This window comes from Arthrobacter sp. UNC362MFTsu5.1 (genome assembly GCF_000685965.1).
Lineage (GTDB): Bacteria > Actinomycetota > Actinomycetes > Actinomycetales > Micrococcaceae > Arthrobacter.
Window position 1 is genome coordinate 1 of sequence record NZ_JMLE01000004.1, and the last position, 17,501, is coordinate 17,501.

At 66.1% G+C, this 17,501-nt stretch carries 15 protein-coding genes and 1 tRNA gene; 9 read left to right on the forward strand and 7 right to left on the reverse strand.

Features of this window, described 5'->3' with window-relative positions:
* Positions 1 to 394 precede the first annotated feature (394 nt).
* The 5 genes from BS38_RS0105430 (at position 395) to BS38_RS0105450 (ending at position 6,069) form a co-directional block, all read left to right on the forward strand.
* Positions 395 to 1,963 (forward strand): NCS1 family nucleobase:cation symporter-1, encoded by a 1,569-nt coding sequence (locus BS38_RS0105430; RefSeq protein WP_028269873.1) that lies wholly within the window; start codon positions 395 to 397, stop codon positions 1,961 to 1,963.
* Between the two features lie 61 nt (positions 1,964 to 2,024).
* Positions 2,025 to 2,768, forward strand: a complete 744-nt coding sequence (locus tag BS38_RS0105435; RefSeq protein WP_028269874.1) for an aspartate/glutamate racemase family protein — start codon at positions 2,025 to 2,027, stop codon at positions 2,766 to 2,768.
* Positions 2,769 to 2,810: 42 nt separating this feature from the next.
* Positions 2,811 to 3,590 (forward strand): SDR family oxidoreductase, encoded by a 780-nt coding sequence (locus BS38_RS0105440; protein WP_028269875.1) that lies wholly within the window; start codon positions 2,811 to 2,813, stop codon positions 3,588 to 3,590.
* Between the two features lie 219 nt (positions 3,591 to 3,809).
* Positions 3,810 to 5,318, forward strand: a complete 1,509-nt coding sequence (locus BS38_RS0105445) for a cation:dicarboxylate symporter family transporter (protein ID WP_028269876.1) — start codon at positions 3,810 to 3,812, stop codon at positions 5,316 to 5,318.
* Positions 5,319 to 5,418: 100 nt separating this feature from the next.
* The gene (locus tag BS38_RS0105450) at positions 5,419 to 6,069 is read left to right on the forward strand and encodes a Pr6Pr family membrane protein (RefSeq protein ID WP_028269877.1); all 651 of its coding nucleotides are present in this window, start codon (positions 5,419 to 5,421) and stop codon (positions 6,067 to 6,069) included.
* 15 nt (positions 6,070 to 6,084) lie between these two features.
* Here BS38_RS0105450 and BS38_RS0105455 read toward each other — a convergent pair whose 3' ends face one another.
* From BS38_RS0105455 to BS38_RS0105465, 3 genes are all read right to left on the reverse strand, one after another.
* Positions 6,085 to 6,456 carry a sterol carrier family protein gene (locus BS38_RS0105455; protein ID WP_028269878.1) on the reverse strand — a complete coding sequence of 124 codons (372 nt, stop codon included), beginning with the start codon at positions 6,454 to 6,456 and terminating at the stop codon, positions 6,085 to 6,087.
* A gap of 1 nt (position 6,457) precedes the next feature.
* Positions 6,458 to 7,474, reverse strand: a complete 1,017-nt coding sequence (locus BS38_RS0105460; RefSeq protein WP_028269879.1) for an asparaginase — start codon at positions 7,472 to 7,474, stop codon at positions 6,458 to 6,460.
* 90 nt (positions 7,475 to 7,564) lie between these two features.
* Complete coding sequence (locus tag BS38_RS0105465) at positions 7,565 to 9,142, reverse strand: molybdopterin-dependent oxidoreductase (RefSeq protein WP_028269880.1); 1,578 nt, start codon at positions 9,140 to 9,142, stop codon at positions 7,565 to 7,567.
* Positions 9,143 to 9,233: 91 nt separating this feature from the next.
* Here BS38_RS0105465 and purD point away from each other — a divergent pair, with 91 nt between their 5' ends.
* Complete coding sequence (gene purD, locus BS38_RS0105470; RefSeq protein ID WP_028269881.1) at positions 9,234 to 10,550, forward strand: phosphoribosylamine--glycine ligase; 1,317 nt, start codon at positions 9,234 to 9,236, stop codon at positions 10,548 to 10,550.
* A 1-nt stretch (position 10,551) separates the two neighbouring features.
* Complete coding sequence (locus BS38_RS0105475) at positions 10,552 to 11,505, forward strand: phosphoribosylaminoimidazolesuccinocarboxamide synthase (RefSeq protein ID WP_028269882.1); 954 nt, start codon at positions 10,552 to 10,554, stop codon at positions 11,503 to 11,505.
* Here the strand turns inward: BS38_RS0105475 and BS38_RS0105480 are convergent.
* On the reverse strand, positions 11,502 to 12,776 hold the full coding sequence (locus tag BS38_RS0105480) for a helix-turn-helix domain-containing protein (RefSeq protein WP_028269883.1): 1,275 nt from the start codon (positions 12,774 to 12,776) through the stop codon (positions 11,502 to 11,504). The two genes, BS38_RS0105475 and BS38_RS0105480, sit on opposite strands and share 4 nt — an antisense overlap.
* 131 nt (positions 12,777 to 12,907) lie before the next feature.
* On the opposite strand from BS38_RS0105480, the gene BS38_RS0105485 reads away from it, so the two are divergent.
* Both BS38_RS0105485 and BS38_RS0105490 read left to right on the forward strand, forming a co-directional pair.
* Entirely contained in the window at positions 12,908 to 13,138 is a 231-nt protein-coding gene (locus tag BS38_RS0105485; RefSeq protein WP_028269884.1) for a hypothetical protein, read from the forward strand.
* A 99-nt stretch (positions 13,139 to 13,237) separates the two neighbouring features.
* The gene (locus BS38_RS0105490) at positions 13,238 to 13,582 is read left to right on the forward strand and encodes a hypothetical protein (protein ID WP_156037072.1); all 345 of its coding nucleotides are present in this window, start codon (positions 13,238 to 13,240) and stop codon (positions 13,580 to 13,582) included.
* 97 nt (positions 13,583 to 13,679) lie between these two features.
* Here the strand turns inward: BS38_RS0105490 and BS38_RS0105495 are convergent.
* The 3 genes from BS38_RS0105495 to BS38_RS0105505 all read right to left on the reverse strand — a co-directional run bounded on the left by BS38_RS0105495 (position 13,680) and on the right by BS38_RS0105505 (position 17,485).
* A tRNA-Pro gene (locus tag BS38_RS0105495) sits at positions 13,680 to 13,756 on the reverse strand.
* 82 nt (positions 13,757 to 13,838) lie between these two features.
* The gene (locus BS38_RS0105500) at positions 13,839 to 15,671 is read right to left on the reverse strand and encodes an ABC transporter ATP-binding protein (RefSeq protein WP_028269886.1); all 1,833 of its coding nucleotides are present in this window, start codon (positions 15,669 to 15,671) and stop codon (positions 13,839 to 13,841) included.
* Positions 15,668 to 17,485 carry an ABC transporter ATP-binding protein gene (locus BS38_RS0105505; protein ID WP_028269887.1) on the reverse strand — a complete coding sequence of 606 codons (1,818 nt, stop codon included), beginning with the start codon at positions 17,483 to 17,485 and terminating at the stop codon, positions 15,668 to 15,670. Before BS38_RS0105505 ends, BS38_RS0105500 begins: the two co-directional genes overlap by 4 nt.
* Positions 17,486 to 17,501 lie beyond the last annotated feature (16 nt).

Sequence of the window (17,501 nt, forward strand, 5' to 3'; positions counted from 1 at the left end):
ACTCAATCCATTCGGCGGTCTCTTCCGGATCACGATCAGGCAGCTGGTTAGTCAACCCGCTGAGGATATGGGAGGTATCTTCTCCTGCAGCCACGGCAGCCTCTTTTCATCTTTGAATGTCTGGGCTCTGAGTTTTCATATTGTGAGAAAACATTCTTGCCATTCGAGATTATGCAGGAGCGGGCAGGCGGTCAAGGTGGAGAGGCCGCGCGGCGTACCCGGATGGCCCGAAGGATGCTTGCGGACCGATTGTGACAGTGTGGCCTCCTTGACCGCGGCGTGACGCAGGTCATAAAGTTATTCCACTCCACAAAACCAATTTTCCATAATGTGGAACGAAGCTTCGGGGGCGCAGACTTCCGCCTCCAACCCATCCCTAGAACTGGAGATCCAGATGCAGACGACCCCATCAGTCGGCGTCGAAACGGCTCCTGTCCCGACAGAGTCGTCGGGACAGCCGGTCCATCACGCACAGGGCATCGAGGCCCTGTGCGAATCAGCAAGCGCCACATCCGGGCGCACCATCAGCCCCACCCTCTACAACACCGACCTTGCCCCGACGAAGCGGCAGGGCCGGCGCTGGACGAGCTACAGCATCTTCACCCTCTGGGCCAACGACGTGCACAGCCTCGGCAACTATGGCTTCGCCATCGGGCTGTTCGCGCTCGGGCTCGGCGGCTGGCAGATCCTCCTCGCCCTTGGTATCGGCGCGGTCCTGCTGTTTGCGCTGCTCAGCTTTTCCGGCTTCATGGGCGTCAAGACCGGCGTCCCGTTCCCCGTCATGAGCCGGATCAGCTTCGGCATCCGGGGCGCCCAGATCGCCAGCCTTCTGCGCGGAGCCGTGGCCGTGGCCTGGTTCGGCATCCAGACGTACCTTGCGTCAGTAGTGCTTCGCGTCATGCTTGTGGCCATGGTCCCTTCGCTCCACGAACTGGACACCAACTCCATCCTCGGCCTCTCGACGCTCGGCTGGGCCGCGTTTGCTTTCCTCTGGATCGTCCAGCTGGTCATCGTCAGCTTCGGCATGGAAATGATCCGGAAGTACGAGGCCTTCGCCGGCCCCATCATCCTGGTGACCATGGCCGCCCTCGCCATCTGGATCTTCGTGGAGGCCGGCGGCTCCATCGCCTGGGCTTCGGATAACGCCCTCGAAGGCGCGGACATGTGGCGCACCATTTTCGCCGGTGGCGCCCTCTGGGTGGCCATCTACGGAACCTTTGTGCTGAACTTCTGCGACTTCACCCGCTCGGCCGTTTCCAAGAAGGCTGTGGTGCGCGGCAACTTCTGGGGAATCCCCATCAACATGCTCCTCTTCGGCGCCATCGTGGTGGTCATGGCAGGCGGCCAGTTCAAAATCAACGGCACGGTGATCCAGAGCCCGTCGGACATTGTCCAGACCATCCCCAACACCCTGTTCCTGGTCCTGGCCTGCCTCGCGCTCCTCATCCTGACCATCGCCGTGAATCTGATGGCCAACTTCGTGGCTCCCGTCTACGCCCTGACCAACCTGTTCCCGAAGCACCTGAACTTCCGCAAAGCGGCCTGGGTCAGCGGCTCCATCGGGCTCATCATCCTGCCGTGGAACCTGTACAACAATCCGCTCGTGATCGTGTACTTCCTGGGCGGCCTCGGAGCACTGCTCGGCCCGCTGTTCGGCGTTGTGATGGCCGACTACTGGCTGCTGCGCCGCGGCCGGGTCAACGTCCCCGAGCTCTATACGGATGACCCCGCCGGAGCCTATTACTACAAGAAGGGCGTCAACCCCCGGGCAATCATTGCCCTGGTCCCGGCCGCCGCCGTCGCGCTCCTGATCGCGTTCGTTCCCGCGCTGGAGGGCGCGGCGCCGTTCGCCTGGTTCTTTGCCGCCGGCATCGCTGCAGTGGTGTACTACTTCATCGCGGACCGCTCGCAGCAACTGGAAGACGTCGACGGCGAGTCCATCGCCGTGGCGAGCACGCACTGACACCGCGGCGCGGAAAAGTTCGGCACGGAAAAGTTCAGCACGGAAAACGGAAGAGACAGACATGCGCATTCTTGTCGCAAACGTAAACACAACGCAGTCCATGACCGACTCCATTGCCGCCCAGGCGCGGTCCGTCGCGGCGCCCGGGACGGAGATCGTCGGGATCACGCCGCGGTTCGGCGCGGACTCCTGTGAGGGAAACTTCGAAAGCTACCTCGCCGCGATCGCCGTCATGGACGCCGTGGTCAATTACCCGGAGCCGTTCGACGCCGTCATCCAGGCCGGCTACGGCGAGCACGGGCGGGAGGGGCTGCAGGAGCTCCTGGACGTCCCCGTGGTCGACATCACCGAGGCTGCAGCCTCCACGGCGATGTTCCTGGGGCACAAGTATTCAGTGGTCACCACCCTTGACCGGGCGGTTCCGCTGATCGAGGACCGGCTGAAGCTGGCCGGCCTCGATGCCCGGTGCGCCTCCGTGCGGGCCAGTGGCATGGCTGTCCTCGAGCTGGAGGAGGAGCCGGAGCGGGCCGTGGAAGCGATCATCGAACAGGCCCTGGTTGCCGTCCGCGATGACAAGGCCGAGGTCATTGTCCTGGGCTGCGGCGGCATGGCCGGGCTGGACGAGGAGATCCGCCGGCGTGCCGGGGTTCCGGTGGTGGACGGCGTGGCGGCGGCCGTCACTATCGCGGAGTCCCTGGTGCGGCTGGGGTTGTCCACGTCCAAAGTCCGGACCTACGCCACCCCGCGGCCCAAGACGGTCATAGGCTGGCCCGTAACGGCAGCGGAAGTGCCTGCTGCGCGGTAGGCCGGGCCTCGGAAGCCCGGCCCTCAAACCAAGGAGCGATGAATGACTGCAACCCACAGGCCCGTTCCACCCCACCGGCCGGGGCCGGTTGCCGTCGTGACCGGAGCAGGTTCCGGGATCGGCCGGGCGGTGGCGCGGCTCATGCTGGCCGAGGGGTACCGCGTGGTGCTGGCCGGCCGCCGCGAGGCTCCGCTGCTGGAGTCCGCGGCCGGCCACCGCCAGTCCCTGACGGTGCCGTGCGACGTGACAGTGCCCGACGACGTCGAGCGCCTTTTCGCTGCGGCCCTCCAGAAGTGGGGGAGGGTGGACGTCCTGTTCAACAACGCAGGTGTGTTCGGCCCGGCCGCGTCAGTGGACGAGATCAGCGTGGCCGACTGGGACGCGGTGGTGGCGGTGAACCTCACCGGTTCGATGCTGTGCGCTGCCGCTGCGGTGCGGGCGATGAAAGCCCAGGAGCCGCAGGGCGGCCGGATCATCAACAACGGCTCCATTTCCGCGCATTCGCCGCGGCCCCGGACCGTGGCCTATGCGGTGACCAAGCACGCCATGACAGGCCTGACCAAGAGCATCGAGCTGGACGGCCGGGAATTCGGCATCACGTGCGGCCAGATCGACATCGGCAACACGGCCACGGACATCATGGGCACCATCGGCGTGGACTCCGGCGCCCTCCAGGCTGACGGCAGCCGCAGGGTGGAGCCCACGTTCCCGGTGCAGGACGCCGCACGTGCGGTGCTCCTGATGGCCGGCATGCCGCCGTCGGCCAGTGTTGGCTCGGTGGTGATTACAGCCGCCGGCATGCCGTTCATCGGCCGCGGCTGACAGCCGGGGACTCCGCTACTTTCCGCCACGGCTTCGGACATCCGCACCCCATGATCCAGGGTGCGGGTGTCCGAAGCCGTGGCTTTTTCGTGCCCGCAAAGTGCCAACTAATTCCGTATTGTGAAAACTCAATTTCCCCTTGCGGAATAATGTGAGCGGGGTTACTTTGGAAACAGACCCCGATTTCCGGGGCTGTTCCCGATTGATAGGTACAGATCAATGAAGATCCCAGATTCCGCGGCGCTGAAGGCGAGTTCGGCGCCGTCGAAGAAGAAGCCCCTGTATAGGTCGCTCTTCTTCCAAATTCTGATCGCCGTCGTGGCAGGTGTTCTTATCGGACATTTCTGGCCGGACCTCGGCTCGCAGCTGAGGCCTCTCGGTGATGGATTTATCCAGCTCATCAAGATGATCATCGCGCCGCTGATCTTCCTGGTGATCGTCACCGGCATTTCGGCCGTAGGCGACGTCAAGGCGGTCGGAAGGGTCGGAGTCAAAGCCCTTCTTTACTTCACCGCGGCCACGCTGTTCGCGCTGGTCTTCGGCCTGATCGTAGGCAACATCGTCCAGCCCGGTGCCGGGCTGAACATCGATCCGAGCACACTGTCCCAGGAGGCCCTGGACGCCAAGACCGGCCATGCCGTCCCGAAGGACGCTGCAGCCTTCATCCTGGACGTCATTCCCACCAGCGTCATCGGCGCCTTCGCGAACAACAGCCTCCTGCAGGTCCTGTTCTTCTCGGTGTTCTTCGGCGCGGCCATCGTCGTCATCGGACGCGAACGCTGCATGCCGGTCATCAGCCTCATGGAGACCGTCCTGGAACTCATCTTCAAGATCATGTCCTGGATCATGAAGGTGGCCCCGATCGGTGCCTTCGGTGCCATGGCGTTCATCATCGGCCAGTACGGACTCGACACCCTCAGCACCTACGCCTTGCTCATTGCCGCCTGCTACGGCGCGGCCATCGTCTTCATTGGCCTGCTGTTCCTCGTGGCATGGGGCTTTGCCCGCGTCCCGCTCTGGCACTTCCTGAAGTACACCCGCGAGGAGTTCCTGCTGGCGCTCGGCACCGCCTCCACCGAGGCTGTGATGCCGCGCATCATGACCAAGCTGACCAACGCCGGCTGCTCTCGCGCCACCACCGGGCTGGTGGTTCCCACCGGCTATTCGTTCAACCTCGACGGCGCCGCCATCTACCTGTCGATCTCCCTGCTCTTCCTGGCGCAGGCCTTCGGCCACCACCTGGACCTGGGCCAGCAGCTGGCCGCGCTGGGCGTCCTGCTTCTGACCTCCAAGGGCATGGCCGGAGTGCCCGGTTCCTCGTTCCTCGCGCTGTCCGCCACCGCTGCCGCCCTCGGGATCTTCCCGGTTGCCGGCGTGGCACTGCTCCTGGGTGCGGACCGCCTGATGGATTCCATGCGTGTCGTAGTCAACCTGCTGGGCAACTGCGTGGCCACGTTCGTGGTCTCCAAATGGGAGGGCCAGTTCGACCGCAGCGTTATGGTCCGTGCCTTCCGGGGCGAAATCACCAACCATGACTCCGCCATCATGCTCGGCGTCGAGGACGACTTCGAGGACCAGGAGCTTGCCCGGATCAGCGGCGGCGAAGCACCGTCCCCCAAATTCCGCGGCGGTCCCGATCCCAAGGACATCCCCGGATTCCAAATGACACGGCCCGGCGGCCACGCAGCTCCGCCGGAGCGCAGTTCGGCCGCGATTAACCACGAATAGCGGCACCTGAAAAAAGGACAGCAGCCCCGCCCCGGAACCCACCGGGGCGGGGCTGCGCGTTTTTCCCCGGCCGCCCGCGGGCCTGGCCTAGGATCAACCCATGACGGCAAACAGGGGACTTGCACTTTTCCGGTACTTCTTCGCGGCGCTGTGCCTGGCGGCACTCGTGGGACAGTTCACGTACAACGTCCAGAACATCGCCGACTACCGGCCGCTGAACTTCTTCAGCTTCTTCACGGTCGAGTCCAACATCATCGCAACGGCAACGTTCGCCATTGCCGGCTGGTACGCCTGGCAGGGACGGACCGCCCGCTGGCTGCAACTCCTGCGCGGCGCCGCCACCATGTACATGACCATCACCGGGATTACCTACAGCCTGCTGCTGAGCAACATCGAGGTGGACACCGCGGTTCCGTGGATCAACGTGGTGCTGCACTACACCATGCCCACCGTGATCGTCATCGATTGGCTCGTGGACCTGCCGCGGAAACGGATCTCCCTGAAGGAGTCCTTGATCTGGCTTGCCTTCCCGCTGGCGTACCTGGTGTACAGCCTCCTCCGCGGCCCTTTCGCGGACTGGTACCCCTACCCGTTCCTGGATCCGCGGATTGAGGGCTACGGCCACGTGGCATTCATGTCCGTGCTGATCGCGGTGCTGGCGTTTGTGCTGGCCGTGGTGATTGCGCTGTCCACGAAGCTTCAGGACACCGTCCCGCACCCGGCCGCCGAACTACCGGCCGAGGTCCGCTGAACGTCTTCCCGGAGGCTAGAGCGGGAGCAGTTCCGACAAGTCCGCCCGGAGCCCCGACGCGGACACTTTGCCCGAAGCTACTGCGTCTGCCCAGCTCAACCGGCCGGTGACCATTTCCAGCCAGGTGGCGGCGTCGCACTCGATGACGTTCGGGGGAGTGCCGCGTGTGTGCCGCGGGCCTTCCACGCACTGGGTGACGCCGAACGGCGGAACACGGACCTCCACGGAATTGCCGGGCGCTCTGGCGGTGACCTCTTCGAGCGTGTAGCGCACCGCCGTCGCGGTCACCGCACGCGGAACGCCCGACGCCGGGACGCCGGCTGCCAGCCAGGCGGCCAGGGCGGCGCGGCCTTCGTCGATATCAATGCGTCGTCGTGAAACGGCCATGTCAGTCCAACAGGGCCGAGACGGCGTGGCCCAGCCGGATCTTGCCTACGGGCCGGCCGCCGCCGAGCACGGGTTCCACCACTTTTTCCAGGACGCTGGAGACGCCCGGGATGTCCACGGCGCCGGAGGCTGCCAGCAGCGTGAGCCCCACCAGGGTGGTGGCGCGCAGGTTTCCGTCCAGGACCTTGATGGCCACGGAGACGCCTGTGGTGGTGGCCATGGCCAGTACGCCTTCGGCGCCGATCTTGGCGATGATCTCCAGTTCGTCCATCACGATGGTGTTGGGCTCGCCCTTGCCCTGTACTGCCCACGGGTAGTCGAGCATGGAGGTGGCAATGGTGGCGGCGCGGGCATTGGAGTTTTTGTCCCCGGGAGCCTTGGCCAGCCGGGAGTAGGCCCGGGCCAGTCCGGTCAGCGAGATGGCTGCCACCGGAGCGCCGCAGCCGTCGATGCCCAGGTGGGCGATCCGCTCCTCGGAATACTCTTCGATCGCGGAGCGGACGCGCTGCTGCAGCGGATGGTTGGGCTCAAGGTAGCTGTGGGTGTCCCAGCCGTTCTCCGTGCAGGCCCACAGGAACGCCGCATGTTTTCCCGAGCAGTTGAACGCGAGCTTGGACCGGCCCTGCTCGGACCGGATCAGCCAGTGGCGGGCGTTCTCGTCCTGCGGCCAGGCGGTGGGGCACTGCAGCTGGTCTTCCTTGACGCCGGCGGCCTTGAGCATCCCCTCCACCACATCCATGTGGTCCAGCGACCCGGTGTGGCTGGCGCAGGCCAGGGCCACCTGGGCGCCGCGCAGGGGGACGCCGGCCTGCATGGCCGCGAGGGCCTGGAGCGGCTTCAGCGCCGAGCGGGCATAGATGGGGGTGGTGATGTCGCCGAGCTGCGTGACGACCGTTCCGTCGGCGGCAAGAACCACGGCTGAGCCGATGTGCCGCGATTCAACGAAACCGCTCCGTTCCACGACTGCCAGTTCGACGGCGGACTCCACTGTGAATGTGGCATGCGGATTTTCTGGCATGGCTAAAGTCTATGGTGCCGGTGCTGGAAACCCGGGAAATCCGGGCGGCGGCCCGGCTGTTGCCCGGGCCGCCAACGGGGCCACGGCCGGCTATTGCACCGTCACCATGACCGACTGCCAGCCGGACGCGCCGTCGGGCACGGGATCGGCGCGCTTGTCCGTCTGGACCTCGCCGGTGCCGTCGGTGGCGCGGGCCTTGATGTAGTGCGGTCCCGGGGTGGCATCCCACTCAAAGGACCACTGGCGCCACGTCACCACGGACGCTTCCGTGGACAGCACGGCCTCGGTCCAGGGCCCGTCGTCGATCTGGACTTCCACCTTGGTGATGCCACGGGTCTGCGCCCAGGCGGTGCCGCCGATTGCCACCTTGCCGGCCGCCACCTGGGCGAAGGACTTGGGCACCTCCACCCGGGCCATGGTCTTAATGGGGCCGCGCTCGGACCAGCCCCGGTCAGTCCAGTACGCCTTGCTGTCCGCGAAGCGGGTGACTTCGAGGTCCACCACCCACTTGGTGGCGGAAACGAAGCCGTAAAGGCCGGGGACCACCATGCGCACGGGATAGCCGTGTTCGAGCGGCAGAGGCTCGCCGTTCATGCCGATCGCCAGCATGGCGTCCCGGTCGTCCTGCAGCACTTCGAGCGGCGTCGAGGCGCTGAAGCCGTCCTCGGAGGTGGACAGAACCATGTCGGCGCCCTCCGTGGGGCGGGCCATTTTGAGGACCTCGCGGAGGGGGAAGCCCAGCCATTTGGCGTTGCCGGCGAGGTTTCCGCCGACGGGATTGGACACACAGGTGAGCGTCACGTGCGATTCGATCAGCTCGGCCTCGAGCAGGTCCTGGAAGGTGAGCGTGACTTCCTGCTCCACCAGGCCGTGCACCCGGAGCTCCCAGTCCTGGGCGTTGATCTCCGGCACGCTCAGGGCGGTGTCGATCCGGTAGAACTCGTTGTTGGGTGTGACCCACGGGGTGACACCCGGGGCGGCTGACTGCACTCCGGCCGGGACGGCGGGGGCTGCCTTGGCCGGCGACGGGAGCTGCAGGGATTCACGGGCCTGGGCGATGTTGCTGCGTGCCGCGCTGAGCAGCCGGCCGCCGGTGGCCGCGATGGCGGCCGCCGCGGCAGTGATCCCGGATGCGGCGAAGAAGGCGCGGCGCGTTGTGGCCGGGCGTTCGGTGCCCTTGGCTGCCACATCCGCGGCCTCGCCGGGCCACTGGCGCATCCGCCACAGCCGCGTCATCAGGAGGCGCAGCACCACCAGGCCGGCGGCGGTGCCGATCAGCGAGGGGATGGCGTCCAGCGGCTCCACGCTCGCGCGGGTGACCACACTGGCGACGATGACGGCGCCCATCAGCAGGACACCGGCTACGCCCAGCGCCCACTTCCGGTAGGCCACCACGCCCAGCACGCAGGCCAGCAGGAAAATGGTCAGCCCCATGCCGGCGAACAGTGCCGCCTTGTCGTTGGTGCCGAACGTGGCGATGGCAAAGTCCTTCAGCCACGGCGGCGTGAAGTCAATGAAAGTGGAGCCGAGGGCAATGATCGGCGTTGCCCGCGCCGTGAAGAACGCACCGATCAGTTCCGCAACGGAAAGTACGACGGCGGCCGCGGCCACGCCTGCCAGCGCAGCCAGCGCGGTGGGGCCCTTGAGCCAGTTCGTGAGCTTCTTCATGCCGGAGGTTCGTAGCGGCCGGCGTTAAGGATTGACCGGGGCGGGTCACGGCTTAGGAGCGGACCGGGTGCACAAAGTACCCTTGGAGACTGTGAAGGTACTCGTCATTGGCCCCGGTGGCCGCGAACACGCCATTGTCCGCTCCCTGCTTGCAGACCCCAACGTTTCGGAAGTCCACGCGGCTCCCGGCAACGCGGGCATCGGCAAACTTGTCCCCACGCATGCCATCGACGCCAACGACCCGGACGCTGTTGCCGCCCTGGCCACCAAGCTGACGGTGGACCTCGTGGTGGTCGGTCCCGAGGCGCCCCTGGCCGCCGGCGTTTCCGACGCCGTCCGCGCAGCAGGGATCCCGGTCTTCGGACCCAGCAAGGCGGCCGCCCAGCTGGAGGCATCCAAGGCCTTCGCCAAGCAGGTCATGGCCGAGGCCGGAGTGCCCACCGCCATGGCGCGGGTTGCGAGCACCGCTGAGGAAGCCGCGGACGCCCTGGACACCTTCGGCGCCCCCTACGTGGTCAAGGACGACGGCCTGGCCGCCGGCAAGGGCGTGGTGGTCACCAACAACCGGGACGAAGCCCTGGCCCACGCCCAGACCTGCTTCGACGCGGGCGGTTCCGTGGTGATTGAAGAATTCCTGGACGGCCCCGAAGTTTCCGTGTTCGTGCTGTGCGACGGCCGCAACACCGTGGCACTCTCCCCGGCGCAGGACTTCAAGCGCATCTTCGACAACGACGAAGGCCCGAACACCGGCGGCATGGGCGCCTACACCCCGCTGGAGTGGGCCCCGGAAGGCCTGGTCCAGGAAGTCATCGACCGCGTGGCCCAGCCCACGGTCAACGAGATGGCCCACCGCGGCACCCCGTTCGTCGGCGTGCTGTTCGTGGGCCTTGCGCTGACCTCGCGCGGCACCCGCGTCATCGAGTTCAACGTCCGCTTCGGCGATCCCGAAACGCAGGCCGTCCTGGCCCGGCTGAAGACCCCGCTCGGTTCGCTGCTGCTGGCAGCGGCCAAGGGCGAACTGGACAAGGCGGAAGAGCTGCGCTGGTCCAAGGACACCGCCGTCGCCGTCGTCGTCGCCTCCGAGAACTACCCGGACACCCCGCGGACCGGGGACCGCATCCGCGGACTTAAGAAGGCGGACGAGCTGGAAGGCGTGCACGTCATCCACGCGGGCACCAAGCTGGACGAGGAAGGCAAGGTGGTCTCCGCCGGCGGCCGCGTCCTTGCCGTGGTGGCGCTGGGAACCGACCTCGTGGAGGCCCGCGAACGGGCGTACGACGGCGTGGAGCTGATCCAGCTTGAAGGCGCACAATTCCGCACCGACATCGGGCGCAAGGCGGCGCGCGGCGAAATCAAGGTGGTATCCACTGCCACCGGAACGCTGCCCGTGACGAAGGCGAAGGCCTAGCATGACTGAGAATTCCCCCCTCGAGGCGGCCCCCAAAGCCGGCCTGGACACCGAAACACTGGACCTCCCGGGCTGGCGGCATGTCTACTCCGGGAAGGTCCGGGACCTCTACGTTCCCGCTGACGATTCCCTCGTGGCGCAGTTCGGCCAGGAATGCGTCCTAGTGGTGGCCAGCGACCGCATCAGCGCCTACGACCACGTGCTCTCGAGCGAAATCCCGGACAAGGGCCGGATCCTCACCCAGCTGAGCCTGTGGTGGTTCGACCAGCTGGACGTGGAACACCACGTCCTGGCCTCCACCGTGGAGGACGGCGTCCCGGCAGCAGTCGAGGGCCGCGCCATGATCTGCAAGAAGCTGGACATGTTCCCGGTGGAATGCATCGCCCGCGGCTACCTCACCGGTTCCGGGCTGCTGGAATACCGGCAGTCCCGCACCGTCTGCAGCATTCCGCTGCCGGAGGGCCTGGTGGACGGTTCCCGCCTTGACGAAGCCATCTTCACGCCTTCAGCCAAGGCAGAGGTGGGGGAGCACGACGAAAACATCACGTATGACGCCGTGGTGGGCCTCGTGGGCGAGGATGTCGCCGCGCGCCTCCGTGAACTGACCCTGGAGATCTACACCAAAGCCGAGGAAATCGCCCGGAAGCGCGGCATCATCCTTGCCGACACGAAGGTGGAGTTCGGCTTCGACGTGGCCACGGGCGTCATCACCCTGGGCGATGAGGTCCTCACCCCGGACTCTTCACGGTTCTGGGACGCGGCCACCTATGAGCCGGGCAAAGCCCAGCCGTCCTATGACAAGCAGTATGTCCGTGACTGGCTGACGTCCGCCGAGTCCGGCTGGGACCGGGCTTCGGACGTCCCGCCGCCTGCACTGCCGGCGGACGTGGTGAGCCGTACGCGCGGCCGCTACGTTGAAGCGTACGAAAAGCTCACCGGACGGACGTTCGCCTAGCTGGCTTCTGCCGCGGCCTTGGCCGCGGCAGCGCGCCGCTGGGCGAGTTTGATTTCAAGCACGGCGTCCATGGCCTGCTGGACACGGTCTGAAGCGCCGGCGGCACTGAATTCCTGCTGGGCTTCCTCGAGCAGCACCAGGGCTTCATCCGATTCCCCGGCGGCCTTGAGTGACTTCCCCAGCAGCAGTGACACTTCGCCGGCGGTGTGACGGGCCAGGGCCTTCCGCTCGGCGTGGATCTCGCGCAGCTTCTCCACGGCGGCCGGGATGTCACCCGTGAGGTACAGCCAGCGCGCGCGGATGAACGCCACTTCGAGCTGGTCCGTCTTGTTGCCGCCCACGATCGACAACGCCAGTTCGGCGCGCTCGATCGCGGAGAGGGTTTCCGGTTCCACAATGCCGGAGGAGAGCCGGACGGCCGCGGAGGCCTTGTTGAAACGGGCCCACAGTTCGATGTCGTTGGCCGGGGAGAGCAGCTTGGCGGCCCGCTCGTGGTACTTGATGCCCTCGGGGTAGTCGTGCCGCATAAACGCCACGTTGCCGATCACCCACGCCACCTCGCCTGCGAGCTGGGAAATGGATTGGTCGTCCATCTGGTCGTTCATGGCCTGGCAGTAGGTCCAGGCTTCGTCCAGCCGGCCGCTCTCGGCCAGGGCGCCGATCAGCGCGCGCAAGGCGCCGATGATCAGCGTGGAGCCCTTGGGCAGCTGCGAGCACAGTTCCACGGCCTTCTGGGCATGCTCGACGGCGGTGGCCAGCTGTCCCTGCCCGTGGCACACTGCGGCCAGCATCTGCCGGGCACGCACTCCGAGTCCGGCGGACTCGGTGGCCATGGGGTGTTCCAGGAGGTGCTGCATGATGTTCTGGCACTCCTGCAGCTGGCCCTGTTTCATCAGGCATTCCGCCTGCATGTAGGTCATGTTCCACCATGCGCTGGTGTTCTTGCCTTCGAGGGCGATCTGGGCGGCAGTGGCGGCGTGGGCCGCTGCGAGCGGGTAGTCCCGGAGGTCCCAGGCCTGCCGGGCGTAGAGCCCGGCCAGGACATACTCGGCGTCGCTGACCGAGATGGGCTGGCTCCAGGCTTCCAACGCTTTGGGGGCCAGCTCCAGCCGGCGGGCTAACTCTTCTATAACATCGGCGGTTGGTTCACGCCGGCCTGTTTCCAAGAGGGAGATGTAGCTGGGAGAATAGAGGTCCTTTCCCAGTTCTGCTTGCGTCAACCCACGTTCGAGTCGTTCGGCGCGGAGCTTCTCCCCGAATCCGTTCCCCACGGGTTTCCTCCTTATTCCGGACAGTCTTTATACCAAATGCTTGACAGTCTCTGTGGAAAACATTTTACAATGTATGTCAACAAGGGCAGTGCTGACTTTGTAACGAATCCGACTCGTATTGAGGAAACCTAATGTTGAAGAAGATTGCAGCCGCCGCCGCACTGGCTGGCGCACTGGCATTTTCAGCCGCAGCCCCCGCAGTGTTGTCTGCAGGTCCTACCGGCAATTGGGCGGATCAGCTGGGAAGCACCATCGCTATCGGTAACTGGCCCGATCCCATGCAGTTTGCCCAGGCCATCGGTAACTGGCCGGACCCCATGTCTTTCCCGGCATACATCGGTAACTGGCCGGACCCGATGTAGGCGGTTGATGTACTTCCCGCAAGGGAACACAAGCTCCGGGACATGCGCGAACCATGTCCCGGAGCTATTTTTTTGGCCAAACGATGCGGGGGGAGTGTCATGACGCACAGGGGATCGAATGACTTGAAGCGGGCCTATGCCGCGTGGACCGTCGCCGGGAGCTCGCTGATCGTGGCCGCCGTGGCGGGGTCGGCGATAATCACCGTGGTGGGCGGAACGGCCGACGCCGGAACCCTGGTGTGGGGGATGGCGGGCATCGCGTTGCTGCTGGAGGCGCTGGTGCTCTTTGCCTATGGACTCCGGCTTAGGCACCGGTACGTGAACCAGGTCCAGACCTATGAAACCCGGGGAGATTACCGGGAGGACGACGGCTCCAACCAGCCACGGGTTCCCCTGCTGGGCGACGGCCAGGCCAGCCAGCGTTCCACGTTCGAGGGCCTCTAGGGCCACGGGCGGCAGCGCCGCAAGCAGCACCGCTGGAGCAATGCGGCCGCAGGTGCAACGCAAAGAGGGCCTTCCGAATGGAAGACCCTCTTGCTTTTGGTCGGGATGACAGGATTTGAACCTGCGACCTCGTCGTCCCGAACGACGCGCGCTACCAAGCTGCGCCACATCCCGATCCGTTGCTTCAAAAGCAACTTCACAAGAGTATCCGATTCCGGCCGCCATGTGAAATCGGCGCCCGGAAGCCCCGCGGGAGCTACACCAGCGAGTCCTTCCACGCCCCGTGCAGCTCCGCGAACCGCCCGCCGCCGCCGATCAGTTCCTCCGGCGTACCGTCCTCCACGACGCGTCCGTCGTGGACCACCAGGACGCGGTCGGCGGTCTCCACTGTGGAGAGCCGGTGGGCGATGATCAGGGCCGTGCGGCCGGCGTCGTGCCCTGCCACGCCCGCCAGCAGGCCGGCGAGCCCGCTCTGCACCAGACGCTCCGACGGGATGTCCAGGGAGGAGGTGGCTTCGTCGAGGATGAGTACCGCCGGGCGGGCCAGGAACGCCCGGGCGAAACTGATGAGCTGGCGCTGGCCGGCTGAGACGCGCCCGCCGCGCTTGTTGACGTCGGTGTCGAACCCCTGGGGCAGTTCCATGATGAAGTCGTGCGCGCCAACGGCCCGGGCAGCCTCTTCGATCTCCTCGCGGGAGGCTTCGGGGCGGCCCAGTGCAATGTTGTCCGCCACGGAGCCGCTGAACAGGAAGGCCTCCTGCGTCACCATCACCACGTTCCGCCGCAAGTCCGGCGTGGTGAGGTTCCTCAGGTCCACCCCGTCCAGTGTCACGTACCCCTCGGTCACGTCGTAGAAGCGGGCGATCAGTTTCGCCAGCGTGGACTTGCCGGCGCCGGTCTGGCCCACCAGGGCCACGATCTGCCCGGCCGGAATGTGCAGGTCCAGCCGGGGGATGATCACGGGGCCGTCGCCGTACCGGAACTCCACGCCGTTGAAGTCGATGGTGCCGCGGGCGTCGGTGAGCGCTACGGGGTTCTTCGGCGGCCGCACGGTGGGAACCTCCTCCAGCAGGCCGGAGACCTTCTCCAGGGCCGCCTGAGCGCTCTGGAAGGAGTTGTAGAACATGGCCATCTGGTCCACCGGCTGGAAGAACCGTTTGGTGGACAGGATCAAGGCCAGCAGCACGCCCACGGCGAGGTCCCCGCCCAGCACACGGAAGCCTCCGAACAGCAGCACCACGGCGACGCAGACGTTGCCGATCAGCACCAGCCCCGGCTGGAAGACGCCGTTGAGGTTGATCGAGCGTACGGTCACCTTGCGGTAGTCCTCGGACAGTTCGCCGTAGCGCTCAGCGTTCTCGCGCTCCTTGCGGAAGGCCTTCACGGCCCGGATGCCCGTCATCGTTTCCACGAAGTGCACGATCAGCCGGGCGGACACTACCCGGGATTCGCGGAACGCGATCTGGGAGTGCTTCTGGTACCAGCGGGCCAGGAAGTACATGGGCACGCCTGCGGCCAGCACGATGAGGCCGCTGCGCCAATCCAGGGCGAACACCGTGATGGCGGTGAACACCATAAAGAGCATCCCCGAGGCCAGCGAGCTGACGCCGGAGTCCAGGAGTTCACGCAGTGCCTCAAGGTCGGAGGTCTGGCGGGCGATGATGCGCCCGGACGTGTACTTCTCGTGGAACTCGAGGCTGAGCCGCTGCGTATGCCGGAACACCCGGACCCGCAGGTCCAGCAGCATCGCCTGGCTCAGCTTCGCCGTCGAGGTCACGTACAGCGCCGTGAGGCCGGCCGTCGCAACCGCAGCGGCAAGATATGCGACGCCGGTGAGCACCAGCGGCATGTTGTCCCCGGCCTGGAGTGCCGGCATGGCATGGTCGATCCCGAAGGCGATGAGCGCCGGTCCGGCCACCCGGGCGGCCTGGGAGAGTACCACCATGGTGATGGTGAGCCAGAACCTCAGCCGGACGGGACGGATCAAGGACCCCAGCAAGGCGAGCGACCGCCGTCGTACGGCCTTGCTCTCGCTTTTGCTCAGGTGGGCGTTGTCCTCGTTGGCGGTGCCGAAGGTAGCGGTGGTCATCGGGAGATCTCCTCGGACTCGTCCGTTAATTCTGAGAGTTCGGACAGTTCGGAATCCAGGTCCCGCGGTTCCGTTTCGAGGCTGGCGATCACGTAGCGGTAGTGCTCGTTGTGCGCCAGCAGTTCGGCGTGGGTCCCGACGGCGGCGATCCGGCCGTCCTCGAGCAGCGCCACCCGGTCCGCCAGTGCGACGGTGGAGGGCCGGTGGGCGACGATCAGGGTGGTGGTGTCGGCGAGCACCTCGCGCAGCCGGGCTTCGACTAGTTCTTCGGTGTTGACGTCCAGGGCGGACAGGGGATCGTCCAGGACCAGCACCTTGGGCTTCGCGGCGATGGCACGGGCCAGGGCGATGCGCTGCCGCTGCCCGCCGGACAGGCTGAGGCCCTCCTCGCCGATGAGCGTGTCCAGGCCCTCCGGTAGGGAGTAGGCGAAGTGGGCCTGTGCAACGTCCAGGGCTTCCTCCAGCGTTTCCTGACTCCGCTCCTTGGCCCCGAGCAGCACATTGTCCCGGACGGAATTGGAGAACAGGGTGGTGTCTTCGAAGGCCACGCCCACCACGGTGCGCAGTTGTTCCACGGAGAACTCGCGCAGGTCCACGCCGTCGATGGTGATGGAGCCGGCCGTGACGTCGTAGAGGCGGGGGACCAGCTGCAGCAGCGCGCTCTTGCCGCTGCCGGTGATGCCCACCAGGGCCATGGTCTCGCCGGGGCGGATGTCCAGGCTGACGTCCTTGAGGATCGGCTTGTCCGGGGCGTCTTCGAAGGCGAACGTCGCCGCGTTGAAGCTGAGCGCGCCCTTGAGCTGCCCGGGTTCGCGGGGATGCTCCGGGCTGGTGATGGTGTTGGCGGCGTCCATGACCTCGAAATGCCGGTCGATGGCCGTCTTGGCCGTCAGCGCCATGGCCAAGAGCATGCCGCTGAATTCCACGGGCGCGGCCACCACGGCCGCAGTGGCGAAGAACGCCACCAGCGAACCGATGCTGAGCCGGCCGTCCGCGGCCAGCATGATGCCCACCACCAGGCCGGCGCCGAGGGCGAGCTCGGGGAGGAGGGTGACCACCATGCTGAAGGTGGCCTGGTGTTTCGCCTTGGCGATTTCGGTCTGCCGGAGTTCCTCGGCCTGTTCGTTGAAGTTCTCCAGGGCTTCGCGGCTGCGGCCGAACGCTTTGAGCACACGGATGCCGTGCACCGACTCCTCAACCGTCGTGGCGAGGTCGCCGGCCTGGTCCTGGCTGCGGCGGGCCACCTTGCTGAAGCGGGTCCTGAAACGGAAACCGTAGATCATGATGGGCACCGCCGCGGCCAGGAAAATCAGTGCCAGTTGCCAGCTCATGGCAAACATCACGACGACGCCGATCACCACCGTCAGGGTGGTCACCACCAGCATGATGGCGCCGAACGCCATCCAGCGGCGCAGGAAGTTCAAGTCCGTCATGGCCCGGGAGAGCAGCTGCCCGGAACCCCAGCGGTCGTGGAAGGAGACCGTCAGGTCCTGCAGGTGCCCGTAGAGCGACACCCTCATCCGGGTTTCCACGGTGGTTGCCGGGTTGATGACGAACTGACGGCGGAGGGCAACCAGCCCGGCTTCGGCGATGCCCAGGCCCAGGATGATCAGGGAGGCCACCCAGACAGCGTCCGTTGCGCCGCCCGGCCGGAGCGAGTCATTGATGAGGACCCGCAGGACCTGGGGGATGGCCAGCGCCACGATACTGGCGAGGAGTGCGCACAAAAGTCCCATCACAAGCCGGGGGATGATCGGCTTCACATGGGGATAGAGTCGGCTGATTGACGTGAAGAATGGAGTCTGCTTGGCCATGCCCGCTTCTTAAAGC

Bases quoted from the DNA above. Each gene is read 5' to 3' on its own strand.
- BS38_RS0105430 (WP_028269873.1), top strand. From the start codon at position 395: ATGCAGACGACCCCATCAGTCGGCGTCGAAACGGCTCCTGTCCCGACA.
- BS38_RS0105435 (WP_028269874.1), top strand. From the start codon at position 2,025: ATGCGCATTCTTGTCGCAAACGTAAACACAACGCAGTCCATGACCGAC.
- BS38_RS0105440 (WP_028269875.1), top strand. From the start codon at position 2,811: ATGACTGCAACCCACAGGCCCGTTCCACCCCACCGGCCGGGGCCGGTT.
- BS38_RS0105445 (WP_028269876.1), top strand. From the start codon at position 3,810: ATGAAGATCCCAGATTCCGCGGCGCTGAAGGCGAGTTCGGCGCCGTCG.
- BS38_RS0105450 (WP_028269877.1), top strand. From the start codon at position 5,419: ATGACGGCAAACAGGGGACTTGCACTTTTCCGGTACTTCTTCGCGGCG.
- BS38_RS0105455 (WP_028269878.1), bottom strand. From the start codon at position 6,456: ATGGCCGTTTCACGACGACGCATTGATATCGACGAAGGCCGCGCCGCC.
- BS38_RS0105460 (WP_028269879.1), bottom strand. From the start codon at position 7,474: ATGCCAGAAAATCCGCATGCCACATTCACAGTGGAGTCCGCCGTCGAA.
- BS38_RS0105465 (WP_028269880.1), bottom strand. From the start codon at position 9,142: ATGAAGAAGCTCACGAACTGGCTCAAGGGCCCCACCGCGCTGGCTGCG.
- BS38_RS0105475 (WP_028269882.1), top strand. From the start codon at position 10,552: ATGACTGAGAATTCCCCCCTCGAGGCGGCCCCCAAAGCCGGCCTGGAC.
- BS38_RS0105485 (WP_028269884.1), top strand. From the start codon at position 12,908: ATGTTGAAGAAGATTGCAGCCGCCGCCGCACTGGCTGGCGCACTGGCA.
- BS38_RS0105490 (WP_156037072.1), top strand. From the start codon at position 13,238: ATGACGCACAGGGGATCGAATGACTTGAAGCGGGCCTATGCCGCGTGG.
- BS38_RS0105500 (WP_028269886.1), bottom strand. From the start codon at position 15,671: ATGACCACCGCTACCTTCGGCACCGCCAACGAGGACAACGCCCACCTG.
- BS38_RS0105505 (WP_028269887.1), bottom strand. From the start codon at position 17,485: ATGGCCAAGCAGACTCCATTCTTCACGTCAATCAGCCGACTCTATCCC.